The organism is Gaetbulibacter saemankumensis DSM 17032, from assembly GCF_000425645.1.
GTDB classification, from domain to species: Bacteria; Bacteroidota; Bacteroidia; order Flavobacteriales; family Flavobacteriaceae; genus Gaetbulibacter; species Gaetbulibacter saemankumensis.
On the sequence record NZ_KE384430.1, the window covers coordinates 961786 to 977144 of the forward strand.

11 protein-coding genes and 2 tRNA genes are annotated in these 15359 nt (G+C 34.9%); 9 read left to right on the top strand and 4 right to left on the bottom strand.

All coding sequences use genetic code 11. From position 1 onward, the window contains the following. The first annotated feature begins 3 nt into the window (after positions 1–3). The 4 genes from H611_RS0111020 (at position 4) to H611_RS0111035 (ending at position 2477) form a co-directional block, all read left to right on the top strand. Complete coding sequence (locus tag H611_RS0111020; protein ID WP_027138430.1) at positions 4–1221, top strand: bifunctional folylpolyglutamate synthase/dihydrofolate synthase; 1218 nt, start codon at positions 4–6, stop codon at positions 1219–1221. Positions 1222–1284: 63 nt separating this feature from the next. Further along, positions 1285–1359, top strand: a tRNA-Val gene (locus H611_RS0111025). 94 nt (positions 1360–1453) lie between these two features. Next, positions 1454–1528: transfer RNA gene (locus tag H611_RS0111030), tRNA-Val, on the top strand. Positions 1529–1703: 175 nt separating this feature from the next. Continuing rightward, entirely contained in the window at positions 1704–2477 is a 774-nt protein-coding gene (locus tag H611_RS0111035) for a LuxR C-terminal-related transcriptional regulator (RefSeq protein WP_027138431.1), read from the top strand. 212 nt (positions 2478–2689) lie between these two features. Here H611_RS0111035 and H611_RS0111040 read toward each other — a convergent pair whose 3' ends face one another. After that, positions 2690–3961, bottom strand: a complete 1272-nt coding sequence (locus H611_RS0111040; RefSeq protein WP_027138432.1) for a UDP-N-acetylmuramoyl-tripeptide--D-alanyl-D-alanine ligase — start codon at positions 3959–3961, stop codon at positions 2690–2692. Positions 3962–4051: 90 nt separating this feature from the next. Continuing rightward, positions 4052–5746: a gliding motility lipoprotein GldJ gene (gene gldJ, locus H611_RS0111045; RefSeq protein WP_027138433.1), complete on the bottom strand. Its 1695-nt coding sequence runs from the start codon at positions 5744–5746 to the stop codon at positions 4052–4054. A gap of 263 nt (positions 5747–6009) precedes the next feature. Here gldJ and porU point away from each other — a divergent pair, with 263 nt between their 5' ends. The 5 genes from porU to H611_RS0111070 all read left to right on the top strand — a co-directional run bounded on the left by porU (position 6010) and on the right by H611_RS0111070 (position 14565). After that, positions 6010–9897 carry a type IX secretion system sortase PorU gene (gene porU / locus H611_RS0111050; RefSeq protein ID WP_027138434.1) on the top strand — a complete coding sequence of 1296 codons (3888 nt, stop codon included), beginning with the start codon at positions 6010–6012 and terminating at the stop codon, positions 9895–9897. A gap of 34 nt (positions 9898–9931) precedes the next feature. Beyond that, the gene (gene porV, locus H611_RS0111055) at positions 9932–11134 is read left to right on the top strand and encodes a type IX secretion system outer membrane channel protein PorV (protein WP_027138435.1); all 1203 of its coding nucleotides are present in this window, start codon (positions 9932–9934) and stop codon (positions 11132–11134) included. Positions 11135–11239: 105 nt separating this feature from the next. Beyond that, positions 11240–11722 (top strand): cytidine deaminase, encoded by a 483-nt coding sequence (gene cdd / locus H611_RS0111060; protein ID WP_027138436.1) that lies wholly within the window; start codon positions 11240–11242, stop codon positions 11720–11722. Between the two features lie 218 nt (positions 11723–11940). After that, positions 11941–12939 (top strand): pyruvate dehydrogenase (acetyl-transferring) E1 component subunit alpha, encoded by a 999-nt coding sequence (gene pdhA, locus H611_RS0111065; RefSeq protein WP_027138437.1) that lies wholly within the window; start codon positions 11941–11943, stop codon positions 12937–12939. A gap of 3 nt (positions 12940–12942) precedes the next feature. Further along, on the top strand, positions 12943–14565 hold the full coding sequence (locus tag H611_RS0111070; protein ID WP_027138438.1) for a pyruvate dehydrogenase complex dihydrolipoamide acetyltransferase: 1623 nt from the start codon (positions 12943–12945) through the stop codon (positions 14563–14565). Between the two features lie 79 nt (positions 14566–14644). Here the strand turns inward: H611_RS0111070 and H611_RS0111075 are convergent, their stop codons facing one another. Both H611_RS0111075 and H611_RS0111080 read right to left on the bottom strand, forming a co-directional pair. Next, positions 14645–14917, bottom strand: coding sequence for a DUF4242 domain-containing protein (locus tag H611_RS0111075; protein WP_027138439.1), 273 nt, complete (start codon positions 14915–14917; stop codon positions 14645–14647). Between the two features lie 19 nt (positions 14918–14936). Then, positions 14937–15311: a group I truncated hemoglobin gene (locus tag H611_RS0111080; RefSeq protein ID WP_027138440.1), complete on the bottom strand. Its 375-nt coding sequence runs from the start codon at positions 15309–15311 to the stop codon at positions 14937–14939. Positions 15312–15359: the final 48 nt, after the last annotated feature.

Genomic DNA, 15359 nt, shown 5'->3' on the forward strand with positions numbered 1-15359 from the left:
ATTATGACATATAAGGATACGCTCGATTGGATGTTTTCTCAACTACCAATGTATCAACGCCAAGGAAATACAGCATTTAAGTCAGATTTATCCAATACTATAAAGCTTGTCGAGCATTTAAAATTTCCGCATCTCCAATTTAAGTCAATACACGTAGCTGGCACCAATGGTAAAGGATCTACAAGTCATATGCTCGCATCGATTTTACAGGAGGCTGGGTATAAAGTAGGATTGTACACCTCGCCTCACTTGAAAGATTTTAGGGAGCGCATAAAAATTAATGGTAAGGAAGTTTCAGAAGATTTTGTTGTCGATTTTATTGAAAAGAACAAATTATTCTTTGAGACTCATGCATTATCATTTTTTGAAATGACAGTTGGCATGGCTTTCGAATACTTCTCAAAAGAACAAGTAGATATCGCGGTTATCGAAGTAGGTTTAGGTGGTCGTTTAGACTCAACGAATGTTATTACGCCTGAAGTTTCGGTAATTACTAATATAGGATTAGATCATACACAGTTTTTGGGAACAACATTAGAAGCTGTGGCTCGTGAAAAGGCAGGCATTATTAAACCAAATATTCCTGTAATTATTGGTGAAACTCAAAATGAAACTAAAGAGGTTTTTAATAGTATTGCTAATCAGAATAACTCTAGGATAATTTTTGCAGATCAAGAAGAAACACAGGTATATAGATCCGATTTAATTGGTAGTTACCAAAAGAAAAACATCGTTACTGTTGTTCAAGCAATAAAACAATTGAGTGCTTTAGGATATAAAATAGTAGCAAATCATATAGAACAAGGATTGCTACACGTTATTCAAAATACTGGTTTATTGGGCAGGTGGCAAGTTTTAAATGCCAAACCGAAGGTAGTTTGTGATACTGGACATAATAGAGAAGGACTTCTATATGTTATAAATCAAATTCAAAATGAAAATTTTGATAGATTGCATGTGGTATTTGGTGTTGTTAATGACAAAGATTTAAGTAGTATAGCAGACCTACTACCAAAAAATGCAACTTATTATTTCTGTAAACCGGATATACCTCGAGGCTTAGAAGCAGATGTTTTACAGACGAATTTATTGCCGTATGGATTGGTGGGTATGGTTTATGATTCTGTTTATGAGGCGTATAAATCGGCTTTAGTCGAGGCCTCCGAAAATGATTTTGTATTTGTAGGAGGAAGTACGTTTGTGGTGGCAGAAATAATTTAAATTTTTTACAAAAAATGTTTTTGTAGAATGAAAAACTAGCTTATATTTGCACACCTAATTGCAGGGCGCGTAGCTCAGTTGGTTCAGAGCACTTGGTTTACACCCAAGGGGTCAGGGGTTCGAATCCCTTCGCGCCCACAACAATTTAGAGCCTGATTAAAAATCAGGTTTTTTAGTGACATGTTGTGAGGCTTATTTCAATTAGAAATTAGGCACAATCCCGAAAATTTTCGGGCGCGTAGCTCAGTTGGTTCAGAGCACTTGGTTTACACCCAAGGGGTCAGGGGTTCGAATCCCTTCGCGCCCACAGAGAAAACCTGATAGATACTATCGGGTTTTTTTATTTCCAGACTTTTATATTAAAATTCAAATTTGCTCTATTTTTTTTGCTTTTTAACTAAATATTCATCAATTGAATATTATTAGCTGTAAATTGTAAGTTCTTATTATTTAAGTAGTTTGATTAATTGTTGCTTTTGAATATGAATATAAGTGAAATTAGAGATGTTTATAAGGATGTGTTCCAGTCATATAATCATCCATCACTGGAAGAACATGTGCGGAAGATTATTGAACTAGATGTTTACTTGCCTTATAGTTCTACTTTTTTTTGTGTAACCAATACTCAGGATCTGAAATTCGAATATATCAGTAAGAATATGTTTGCTTGTTTGGGTTTAAAAAAGGAAGATTTTGAAAAAGATGGTATGCGTTATTTTTGGAGTAGAATGCATCCTGACGATGTTGAGTTATGGCTGCAAGCATTAAATGAGTTAATGGTTTTTACTTTAAATGAGATTGATTTAGAACATCGGGATCGAATGAGTTATACCTGGAATTACAGGCTGAAGAATGCTGCTGGTGATTATGTTAATATTATTCAAAATACCACTCCCCTTGTTTTTGATGATTGCGATAAGCCAATTATTGGTCTTGCCCATTATACGGTGCTAAGTCCTGAAATAGAGCTTCAAGTTTGTGCTTCGGCTAAATTATTGAAAGATAACAATGAATATGAAACGGTTTATTTTAATAATTTTTCTCAAAAGTTGCTTGCCGATGGTATAACCAATAGAGAACGAGATATTATACGCTTGTTGTTATTAAATAATTCGAGTAAAGACATTGCTGATAAACTTAATATCAGTGCTAATACGGTCGATACACATAGGCGAAATATTTTAAAAAAGCTGAATATATCTTCAACTGGAGAGCTTATAGGTATGTTAAGGTCTAATAAATACTTAATTGTTTAATTTTAAACAAAAAATAATTAGAGTTATGTAATTAATTATGAATGTATTACGTATTCTATATAATGAAACTATTAAAAATACTCAAAATGAGTATTGCATACAAACTAATTATGTTGCAATTTTACACTGCTATTAATTAGTTCTTAGGGAGAATTTACATCAAGTGTCTGTTTTATTTTTTAGAACAGGCACTTTTTGGTTATATAGGTTTGTCAGTTGTCTAAAATTCGTTCTAATGCCATCCCTCTTGAGCCTTTAATAAGTAGGGTAGTATTATTAATTTCGTGTATATTAAAATTCGCCTGAAAATCGGAAAAGGTCTTGTAGCGTTTGATTTTGTCATCATTAATTTTAGTTTTATAGAAGTTCTCACCAACTAAATAAACCTTATTTATGTTCAGGTTATTACATAAATCGTGAATAATTTGATGCTCTTCTTTAGCGGCAGCCCCTAATTCAAACATATCTCCTAAGATTGCAATTTTATTGCCACCTTGGTTTTCAAAATTTTGTAGAGCAGCCTGCATGCTTGTGGGGTTGGCATTGTAAGCATCTAAAATAACTTTATTTGTGCCTATATTTAGTATTTGCGATCGGTTATTTGAAGGAATATAATTTTCAATGGCCGCTTTAATATCAGTTGCTTTTACTTTAAAGTAATGTCCTATGGCTATGGCTGCACTAATATTGTTAAAGTTGTATTCACCAATTAAATGACTTTCTATTTTTTGTGATTGATATTGACAGCTAACAAAAGGTTGTGCACTTATGAATTTAATAGATATATCTCCTGCTTTTGAATTAAAGATAGAAGGATTTGTATTCTGTGTTTTTTCTAGCTGAATGGCATCATTACCATTTACAAAAATGGTCTTATTGTTCTTAATAAGGTAATCATACATTTCGCTTTTACCTTTTATAACACCTTCAACACCTCCAAATCCTTCTAAATGTGCCTTTCCAAAATTAGTGATATAGCCAAAATCAGGCTGAGCAATTTTACATAGAAATTCAATTTCTTTTAAATGATTTGCACCCATTTCTACAATGCCTATTTCGGTAGATTTTGTCATGGATAGCAAGGTTAAAGGTACACCAATGTGATTGTTTAAATTACCAATAGTGGCTGTGGTATTGTATTTCTTAGCAAGGACTGTGTTTATGAGTTCTTTTGTGGTTGTCTTTCCATTACTACCAGTTAAAGCGATTATCGGGAGGTTTAAATAGTTTCTGTGATAAGAAGCTAAGTTTTGAAGCGTCTCGAGTACATTGTTAACTAATATGGTATTCGATGATATGTTGTATTCAGGTTCATCAATAATGGCATACTTTGCTCCAGTGTTTAATGCTTGTTCTGCATATGTGTTTCCGTTAAAAGTATCGCCTTTAAGAGCGAAAAAAATATCATTTTTATTCAGTTTTCTGGTGTCGGTACAAACTGAATTGCATTCTAAAAAAACGGTGTGAAGTTCGGCTATAGTCAAAAGAAATGAATATTAATTTTGGAATTAAAAGTAACAAAAAAAGTCCTAACGTAGTTGTTAGGACTTTTGCTTTTTTATTAAATGTTCTATTTAATTTTTTGTTTTATGCTTTGCTTTAGTTTTTGAGCCTACACGAGACATGGCGCATCTAAATCCGATATAATCTGTTGCCATATCTTGTGGGAAGTAACGACGTTGAGCTGGATCTAACCAGTACTCTCTGTCTTTCCAAGATCCTCCTTTATATACGCGAACTTCATCGTTAATTAGAGAAGTTCTATTATTAGACTTGTCATATTCTCTAATGATATTACCTAATGAGTCCCTAGATATAGAATGTTTAGGAGAGTTATACATTTTTCTCGTTTCAGCTTCTGCTGTCGTTGTTGCATTGTCTTCATCACCAAAATTATCAAAGTAACGAGATGAACGTCTGTCGCCATCACGGAAATTTATTTCATTACTTTTGTCAAAGTTTGTACGTAAGTATGTTTCATTTTCATCCACAGGAACCTGTAAAATTTCTCCAGGAAGATTACGTGCTATTACTTTTCCGTTAGATAAGGTGTCGTATACAATATCGTCTATGGTAACAACTTTTACATTACCGTCTTCATCGATAGCGTTTTTAGTGTAAACGTTACCACGGTAGTAGTTAAAGTCGTTAAATTGATCATCGATGATTGGTCTGTATACATCAGCAACCCATTCGGCAACATTTCCTGCCATATCGTAGAGTCCGTAGTCGTTCGGTTCGTATGATTTTACGGCATTAGTAATGTCAGCTCCATCATCAGACCATCCAGCAATTCCGCCGTAATCACCTTTTCCTTGTTTAAAGTTAGCTAATTGATCTCCTCTGTACTTACGTTTACCATTACGGGTGTATTGTCCATCCCATGGATATTTTTTACGACCACGATACAGGTTATAACTTCTAATTTCACTTAAGCCTAAGGCTGCATATTCCCATTCAGTTTCTGTAGGGAGTCTGTATTTTGGAGAAATAAGTCCTGTTTCTCTAGTAGCATAGATGTTAGTTTCATTACCATCGGCATCAGTTCTAACATTTCTGCGGTTACGTCCGTCACCATTAATTATTTCTTCGTTACCACCGTAGGTTAAAGTAGGAGCATTAATATAAGTGTCTGTATTAAAGGTAGCATCGGCATTAACGTCAGTGATTTTTGCATCACGCTTTAAATATCCAGCTTGTTCCAATTTATATTCGTTAACACGATCTGTTCTCCAGTTAGCAAATTCAACTGCCTGAATCCAGCTAACACCAACAACTGGATATTCACCATATCCCGGGTGACGTAAATAATTTTCTGTCATGACTTCATTGTAGCCTAAACGATTTCTCCAAACTAAAGTGTCTGGTAAAGCACCATTATAAATAGCTCTAAAATTTTCGTCCGACGGCGGATATACACGTTTAATCCAATCTAAGTATTCCATATACATAGCATTGGTAACTTCGGTTTCGTCCATATAGAACGATTGTACGTGTTGTTGGTTCGGGGTATTATTCCAATCGTGCATCACGTCATCCTGAACACGACCTTTAGTAAAGGTTCCTCCTTCAATGAATACTAAACCAGGAGCAGTTTCCTGTTCTTTAAAATCTGTATTGTATTGGAACCCACCTTCTCGCGAGTTAATTTGCCAGCCTGTAGCTCGAGAACTGTTCTTTGAACTCGAAGATTTTTTACAACTAGTTATAGCCATGGAGACTGCTAAAACTAATAAAACCTTGAATGCTAATACTTTTTTCATATCCATACGTTTAAGTAAGCTAATAATATTTTTGGTCCTGCAATATAAGAATTAAACCCAACATCGCAAGCTAAATTGTTAATTTTGACTAAAAAATCGAGCGTTTCACCCTATTTATTGTGCATTTCGTCGATGATTTTAGCTTTTTCTGACTCTCTTTTGTGTTGTAATAACGTGTCTTTTACTAATTTATTATTGTATTTTTGACTCAGTTTTTAAAATTGTTCGATATTTGATAATATCAGCTGGTTAAAACCGTTTATTAAGCGATGAAAGAAAAATTACTACTTATTACCTTGTTTGTTTTTAGCGTATTAGGTTTTTCTCAACAAAAAGATTTTAGTCTTATTTGGGAATCAGAAAAGCATATTACAGTTGCAAATGAAACAATCGTTTTACCTGGATTTAATAAAATAAACTATAGTTTTAGCTTTGAAGAAGGAATTAGTTTTGTGAGTCAATGGGGTGTAAATCAGGAGGTGAATGAAAATTCTATACAAGTTACCAATGTAGTATACGAGGGTGTTTCTACTCGCGAATTACATGATTTAAATGTGACCACTATTCCAAGTGAGCTGAAATATGTTTTAAGAAATTCTATCGCTCGAGAGAATAAATATGCCTATTTTCAAATATCACCAATTGTAAAAGATGCTAATGGAAGTTATAAGAAGGTGATTTCTTTTAGAATCAATTATACTTTTGAAACTATTGCCAGTAAAGCAAATCGTTTAAATAAAGTTGTCGGAGCAAAAAGTATTTCAAATTCAGTTTTAAGTTCTGGTCAGTGGTATCGTTTTTATGTTGACACCACCGGAGTTTACAAATTAACGAAGAGTTTTTTGCAGCGTTTGGGGGTAGATGTTAATAATGTAGATCCAAGAACTATAAAACTCTATGGGAATGGCGGTGAAATGATTCCTTATGCTAATAGTGCATCACAAGCTTATGATGTTCAAGAAAATGCCATAAAATTTGTAGGGGAATCTGATGGGCAATTTAATAATGATGACCATATATTATTTTATGCTGTGGGGCCAAAGGGGTACAATGCCGAAAGTAATACCAACATAAATTGTTATACAGATAAAACGTATTATTATATTAATGTGAGTGCAGGTCAGGGTAAACGCATACAAACTATGACGCAGCCAACGGGCCCTGTAGATTTATCTATAAATACGTTTGAAGATTATCAGTTTCATGAAAACGACGACTATAATATTGCCTCTTTAGGAAGGCGATGGTTTGGTGACCGGTTTAATATTCAGAATTCAAAAACTTTTCAATTTGAGTTTCCAGATTTAGTCGTTTCGGAACCCATTAAACTGAAAGTATATGCAGCTGCAAGCGCTTCGAATACAACAAATATGGAAGTGTCGGTAAATAATGCCGTAGTTGCTAATTTATCAATATCAGGAACATCAGGAAGTACACTTGCTAGTGAAGCAAGTTATAATAATACGGTTAATGTGAATTCGTCAAACATTGCTGTGAAATTAAAATATAGTAATCAAGGTAATCCGAGTGCTATAGGCTATTTAGATTATATATCGATTGAGGCCGTTCGAGCATTGAAATTTAATGGTAGACAATTTCAATTTAAAAATAATGCTGTAGCGATAAACTCAGGTGTGGCAGAATACATAATTCAGAATGCATCAAATTTACAGGAGATTTGGGATGTTACAGATAAGTATAACGTGTTTTCTTATATTAATGAAACGGAGATTCCAAATTTCAGTTTTAAAACAAACATGGGTAGTCTTAAGAACTATCAAGCGGTTACTTCAGCAGATTATTATGAACCCAAATTTGATGGTGTAACTATAGTTGTAAATCAAAACATAAAAGGTACTGTTTTTAAGAATAATCAAGGTGAATTTCAAGATGTCGATTATTTAATTGTAACACCTACGAATATGTTAAATCAAGCCGAACGTATGGCACAAATAAACAGGAATCAATATGGCTATAATGTCAAAGTTTATAGTTTAGGTGAGATATATAATGAATTTAGTACGGGCAATAAGGATGTGGCAGCCATAAGAAATTTGGTGAAATATGTTTATGACAATGCCAGTGCTCCAGATAAAAGATTAAAATATTTGTGTCTTTTTGGAGATACTTCATTCGATTATAAGAATAGAATACCTAATAATACTAATGTGGTTCCTTCATGGTATTCTTATGCAAGTTTTAACTTAACCAGTTCTTATGTGTCCGATGATTTTTATGGAATGATGGATGATAATGAAGGAACCATGGTGACAAGCGACATGCTTGATGTGGCAGTAGGACGAATTTTGGCAGATACGCCACAGCGGGCAAAAGAAATGGTGGATAAAATAGAATCCTACTATAATAAGGAATCGCATGGAGCCTGGCGTAATAAATTTGTTGTAGTCTCTGATGATGTCGATAAGGACTGGGAGGGGATTTTACAGGAAACCACTGATAATATTGGGAATTTAGTGACCGATTCGAAACATTTTATGAATGTCGTAAAAATACATTCTGATGCTTATAAGCAAGAAGTGTCGGCAGGTGGAGAAAGATATCCCCAGGTAAATACGCAATTTGTAAATGCTATTGATAAAGGAGCTATAGTGATTAATTATTTTGGTCATGGTGGCGAGGATGGTTTGGCAGAAGAACGTATTTTGTCTAAGCCGGACATAGAAAGTTTTAGAAATTATAATAAGCTCAGTTGTTTTGTGACAGTAACTTGTGAGTTTACAAAATTCGATAACCCATTTAGGGTAACAGCTGGTGAATTTATGTTTTGGAATAAGCAAGCAGGAGCCATTGGATTAATTACAACAACGAGACAAATTTTTGTTAATTTTGCTATCTCATTTAATAATTTACTAGGGCAGTATTTGTTTTCGTATAGTGATGACGATAATTTTTCCGATTATGAATATCCGTCTATGGCAGAAGCACTTCGCCTTACAAAAAATACGTCCCCTATTTCTTTTCAGAGTCAACGAAGATTGATATTTTTTATTGGTGATCCGGCTATGAAATTGGCTTTTGCAAAACCTAATATTCGGTTAACAAAAATAAATGATGTGCCTATTGGACAATCTACAGATACTTTAAAAGCACTGAGTTATGTTAAGTTAGCTGGTGAAGTGACCGATGTAAATGGTAATTTGTTGACTGATTATAAAGGGACACTTACTACAACGATTTATGATAAGGAGATTGAAAGACAAACCTTAGCCAATGATGGAACCCGGCTCAATGGTGAATTGGTGAAATTAGATTTTAAAACATTAGGGGAAATTATTTTTAGAGGCCAGGCATCTATAGAAAATGGGCAGTTCGAATTCGATTTTGTAGTACCAAAAGATATTGGTATTCCCGTTGGTTTTGGTAAAGTTAGTTTTTATGCTAATGATACCAATTTAACTCAGGATCAAACAGGTGCTAATATCAATACTGTGAAAATTGGAGGAGTGAATGAGGATGCTGCAGAGGATAACATAGGTCCTGTTATCACGTTATATATGAATGATGAAAATTTTGTTTCAGGTGGCATTACTAATGAATCACCCACACTTTTAGCTAAGTTAGAAGATGCTAATGGAATAAATACGGCTAGTGGAATAGGTCATGATATAGTGGCTATATTGGATGGTGATGAGACTAATCCGTATATTTTAAATGACTATTATCAAACAGAAGTAGACGATTACCAAAAAGGCGTTTTAAGTTTTCCGTTTAGAGATTTGGAACCAGGATTACATACATTAACTCTTAAAGCCTGGGATGTATATAACAATTCATCCATTGCTGAAATACAGTTTATAGTTTACGATCAGGACCAAGAACTCGTTATTAATAATGTGCTTAACTATCCGAATCCCTTTGTTAATTATACAGAATTTTGGTTCAATCACAATAGTTCGGAACCTTTAAACGTTTCTATACAGATATTCACCGTTTCTGGTAAATTAGTACGAACCCTAAATGGTGAAACCTTAGGCGGAGGAGTTGAAACTAGTTCTTTGTCTAGAGATATTATTTGGGACGGACGCGATGATTTCGGAGATAAAATAGGTAAAGGAGTTTACGTTTATAAACTAATAGTAGAGTCCACTCGTCTAAATAAAAAGGTTGAAAAAATAGAAAAACTTGTAATCCTTTAATTAAAAATTATATTTGCTAACTAAAAATTAATACATGAAAAACCAGCTATTGCTATTATTAGCGCTTGCTTTTGTTTGTAAACTAAGTGCTCAAGAAACTATAATATTTCCAAATCAGGAGAGGCGTGTTATTACAACAGGAGTGCCTTTCGTTTTAATTGCTTCTGATGCACGTGCTGCTTCAATGGGAGACATGGGGGTTGCAACGTCGGTAGATGCCTTCTCACAACAATGGAATTCTTCAAAATATGTGTTTTCAGAAACTAAATCAGGTATTGGAGTAAGTTACACTCCGTATTTAAGTAAATTAGTTAATGATATTTTTCTTGGGAATGTAACCTATTTCAATCGTCTGGATGAACGTAGTTCTTTTGCAGCCAGTTTCAGATACTTTTCTTTAGGTGATATTGAATTTGTGAATGATGAATTTTCTGAAGCATTAATTCAACGACCTAACGAATTAACTATTGATGCCTCTTATGCTTTGAGATTATCAGATCAGTTCGCCATGTCGGTAGGTATGCGTTATTTGCGTTCCGATTTGCGTTTAGACGGTGTTGATGGTGATGCTACGCCTGCTAATACTTTTGGTGTGGATATTTCAGGGTATTATCAAAGTGAAGAAGAAGCATATGCCGATTTTAACGGTCGTTGGAGAGGTGGATTTGCTATTCAAAATATAGGACCTAAATTTAAGTATGATCAAGGAGGACAAGATAATTTTCAGCCTACTAATTTGCGCTTAGGGGGAGGGTTCGATTTTATTCTTGATAATTATAACACGGTATCTTTAACGGCCGAAGTAACAAAATTATTAGTGCCAACACCACCTATTTATGGTTTTGTAGATACTGATGGAGATGGTGAACAAGGTAGTGAGGAGCCAACAATTATTGTAAAAGGTAAAGATCCGGATGTTAGTTTTTTAACAGGTATGTTTCAGTCTTGGGCCGATGCTCCGGATGGATTTAGCGAAGAAATGAAAGAGTTTACATGGGCGTTAGGAGCAGAGTATTCTTATCAAGATTCATTTGCATTTAGAATGGGGTATTTTAATGAGAGTGAAGAAAAAGGTGCTAGAAAATTTTTGGCATTGGGAGCAGGATTTAAAGCTAATATTGTAAATATTGACTTGTCTTATCTATTTTCAGCATCGAAGGTGCAAAGTCCTTTAGAGAATACATTACGTTTTTCGCTTACCTTCAATATTGGAGAAGGAACCTATTACGAGTATTAGAAAAATTTATTCACAATGATAGATTAAAAAAACTATTGCCAAATGCAATAGTTTTTTTTGTTTAATATTTTCTTACTTTTAATAACATAAGATTATTTCGTAAGAATGAAGGAGTTAAAAAAAGTATTAGTACTGTATGAGTATGAAGCCTTAAGTGAGCTTCCTAAGGCAGTTCAAGACTTAATGGAAAAGGCTATTGAAGCAAGAAAACAGGCTTACGCTCCATATTCTAATTTTCAAGTTGGTGCAGCTTGCTTATTAGATAATGGTGAAGTAATAATAGGTAGTAACCAGGAAAATGCCTCCTATCCATCGGGCTTATGTGCCGAACGTACTGCAATTTATTATGCAGGCGCTAAATTTCCAGAAGCTAAAATTATTCAAATAGTTATTTCGGCTGCTTCAAATAAAAAGAAAACGATAGAGCCCATTCCACCTTGTGGTGCCTGCCGACAAGCGATTTCTGAATATGAAATTCGTCAGAATTACGATATTGAAATATATTTTATGGGCGACAGTGGTAAGGTGATGAAATCGAATTCTTTAAGTAATTTGTTACCTTGGACATTTAATAATTCACTGTTGTAACTTATCGTTTCAATTTTTAGATAATAAAGTATAATCTTTAATCAGTAAGTTTATTTCAAATATTGAAACGTGTATTGTGGTTTGATAAAATATTGTTAGATTTATCAAATTCAAACCAAATTTTTAATATTTTTTTTACTTTCATTAATTTAGGTTTTCCCAATAGCTTTCAATGTATTACTTTTGTATTTCGCTTAAGTAAAACCTAATTATAGTCGATGCAAAAAATCACAAAAGAGGTTTACCTCAAATGGTATGAAGATATGTTGTTCTGGAGAAAGTTTGAAGATAAACTAGCTGCAGTTTACATACAGCAAAAAGTAAGAGGATTTCTTCACTTATATAATGGTCAAGAAGCAGTGTTAGCAGGAGCGCTGCACGCTATGGACTTGACAAAAGATAAAATGATTACTGCGTATAGAAATCACGTTCAGCCAATAGGTATGGGTGTTGATCCAAAACGTGTTATGGCAGAATTATATGGAAAAGGTACAGGAACCTCTCAAGGTTTAGGTGGTTCTATGCATATCTTTTCTAAGGAGCACCGTTTTTATGGTGGTCACGGTATTGTAGGAGGGCAGATTCCTTTAGGAGCAGGTATTGCCTTTGGGGATAAATATCATGGTAGTGATGCAGTAACTTTATGCTGTTTTGGTGATGGTGCTGCCCGTCAGGGATCTTTGCATGAGACTTTTAACTTAGCCATGTTATGGAATCTTCCGGTAGTTTTTGTGTGTGAGAATAATGGTTATGCTATGGGAACGTCTGTAGAGCGTACTGCAAATCACACTGAAATCTGGAAATTAGGTTTAGGTTATGATATGCCATGTGGGCCAGTAGACGGAATGAATCCGGTTAAAGTGGCCGAAGCGTTCGATGAAGCTATTCAGCGCGCGCGTAAAGGTGGAGGTCCAACGTTCTTAGAGCTAAAGACCTATAGGTATAGAGGACATTCTATGAGTGATGCGCAACATTACAGAACAAAGGACGAAGTAGAAGAATACAAGAAAATTGACCCTATTACTCAAGTAAAGGATGTTATTCTTGAAAATAATTATGCTTCAGAGGAAGATATTAAAGTTATTGATAAACGCGTGAAGGATCTTGTTTCTGAATGTGAGAAGTTTGCTGAAGAGTCTCCATGGCCAGAAAAGAATGTTATGTACGATGTCGTATATGAACAAGAAGATTATCCATTTATCCAACACAAATTATAAAATATGGCAATAGTAGTAAATATGCCGCGTTTAAGCGATACTATGGAAGAAGGTACCGTAGCAACGTGGTTGAAAAAAGTAGGAGATAAGATAGAAGAAGGTGATATTTTAGCAGAAATTGAAACTGATAAAGCCACCATGGAGTTCGAATCTTTTAATGAAGGAACTTTGCTTCATATTGGTGTTCAGGAAGGTGAAACAACAAAAGTTGATGAGCTTTTAGCTATAATAGGAGACGAAGGAGAAGATATTTCTGCTCTACTAAGTGGGGGGAGCTCGGCTTCAGTTAATGAAGAAGTGCCTGCAGCTACTGAAGAAGTGGCAAATGAAGTAACAGAAACTACTTCTGAAGCCGTTTCATTGCCTGAGGGAGTTATCGTAGTAACGATGCCTCGTTTAAGTGATACTATGGAAGAGGGTACGGTTGCTACCTGGTTGAAAAAAGTTGGAGATACTGTTGAAGAAGGTGATATCTTGGCAGAGATTGAAACAGATAAGGCCACCATGGAATTTGAATCATTCCAGTCAGGAACACTTTTAGAAATAGGATTACAAGAAGGAGAGTCGGCAAAAGTGGATTCATTATTAGCTATTATAGGCCCAGCGGGAACAGATGTTTCTGGTGTGGCAGCTAATTTTAATGCGTCATCAACGGTAGCCACAGTAAAAGAGGAATCTGTACCGAAGTCAGTAGCTTCAAAAGCAACTGAGGCTCCAAAGACGGAGGCTCCTAAACAAGAAACTCCAAAGAGAAAACCTGTCAAAAATGAAAGTGGAAGAATATTTGTTTCGCCTCTAGCAAAGAAATTAGCTGAAGAGAAGGGTATTAACTTAGCTAAAATTCAAGGTACAGGTGAGAATGGACGTATTGTAAAATACGACGTTGAGAATTATGAGCCGGCTCAAGGTGCTGCTTCAGTTGGTAAGTTTGTGCCAGCTGGACAGGAAGATTTTGAAGATGTGCCTAACTCACAAATGCGTAAAGCGATAGCTAAGGCATTAACAAATTCTAAGTTCTCCGCGCCACATTATTACTTAAATGTTGAGTTCGATATGGAGAATGCTATAGCATTCCGTGCACAGTTTAACTCGATTCCAGATACGAAAATCTCGTATAACGACATGGTGGTGAAGGCTTGTGCGTTGGCTTTAAAGCAGCATCCACAAGTAAACTCACAATGGTTTGCAGATAAAATGCGTTTAAATAACCATGTGCATATTGGTGTTGCTGTAGCAGTACCGGATGGATTGGTAGTGCCTGTAGTTAAGTTTGCTAACGAACAATCTTTACCGCAGATAGGGGCAGAAGTTAAAGAATTGGCTGGAAAAGCACGTAACAAAAAATTAACGCCAGCCGATATGGAAGGCAGTACGTTTACCGTGTCTAATTTAGGTATGTTTGGTATAGATACATTTACATCGATCATTAATCAACCAAATTCGGCAATTTTATCAGTTGGGAATATTGTGCAAAAACCTGTTGTGAAAAATGGGCAGATTGTCGTTGGAAATACAATGAAAGTATCTTTGGCTTGTGACCATAGAACTATTGATGGGGCAACTGGAGCGCAATTCCTTCAAACCTTAAAAGGATATATTGAAAATCCTTTAACAATGGTTGTATAATATTTAGTCTGAATAGGTAATTCAGACTTATATATAAATTTTATAAGCCGCAATTATTTACAAATAATTGCGGCTTTTTTTATTCTGAGGTAACAGGGTCTATAATTGCTGATACTTCTGTTACTAAATTAGCTGGAAAGCCACCTTGTTTGGCATGCTCCAGTACCATTTCTTTGTTAGGCGCTATGTAAACACAATATATTTTATTGTCGGTTACATAACTGTGTACCCAATTTATTTCGGGGCCTAAATTTTTTAACACATCACATGATGTTATAGAGATCGATTTTAATTCCTCGGGAGAAAGTTCTCCTGCTCCAGGAATCTCCCTTTCAATAACATATTTTGGCATGATTTTAAAGTTTAATTATTTATTTAGCAATGATCATTCCTTTAAGTGACCATAAAATGGCCAGGACGTCTTTTTTAGTGTTTTCATCAATAGCATTTTCATCCAATGCTATGAAAATATCATCTATCACATGCATATATTCTTCAGGATTAATATTCATACCCCTGTGAGTGGTTTCCATATCTCTTCCTGAGTAAACAGCAGGACCTCCGCTACCTGAATTAAAGAAATTAATACTATGCTGTATTACCGTGTTGAAATATTCAGGCCTTTCTTTGTATGGAAGGAATCGTGCGTTGATATGTGGGTTTTCCATGTGAAGACTAATAGCTCTTTTTACAATGGTTGAGATGCCTTCGTCTCCACCTAATCTTTCAAAAAGTGATTTTTCCATATGTTAATTGTTTTAAATTTCACGTAAATATCTCCAAGAGTAGGTGGA

Coding starts and splice junctions, on each gene's coding strand:
- H611_RS0111020 (WP_027138430.1), top strand. CDS start 4: ATGACATATAAGGATACGCTCGATTGGATGTTTTCTCAACTACCAATG.
- H611_RS0111035 (WP_027138431.1), top strand. CDS start 1,704: ATGAATATAAGTGAAATTAGAGATGTTTATAAGGATGTGTTCCAGTCA.
- gldJ (WP_027138433.1), bottom strand. CDS start 5,746: ATGGATATGAAAAAAGTATTAGCATTCAAGGTTTTATTAGTTTTAGCA.
- porU (WP_027138434.1), top strand. CDS start 6,010: ATGAAAGAAAAATTACTACTTATTACCTTGTTTGTTTTTAGCGTATTA.
- porV (WP_027138435.1), top strand. CDS start 9,932: ATGAAAAACCAGCTATTGCTATTATTAGCGCTTGCTTTTGTTTGTAAA.
- cdd (WP_027138436.1), top strand. CDS start 11,240: ATGAAGGAGTTAAAAAAAGTATTAGTACTGTATGAGTATGAAGCCTTA.
- pdhA (WP_027138437.1), top strand. CDS start 11,941: ATGCAAAAAATCACAAAAGAGGTTTACCTCAAATGGTATGAAGATATG.
- H611_RS0111070 (WP_027138438.1), top strand. CDS start 12,943: ATGGCAATAGTAGTAAATATGCCGCGTTTAAGCGATACTATGGAAGAA.
- H611_RS0111075 (WP_027138439.1), bottom strand. CDS start 14,917: ATGCCAAAATATGTTATTGAAAGGGAGATTCCTGGAGCAGGAGAACTT.
- H611_RS0111080 (WP_027138440.1), bottom strand. CDS start 15,311: ATGGAAAAATCACTTTTTGAAAGATTAGGTGGAGACGAAGGCATCTCA.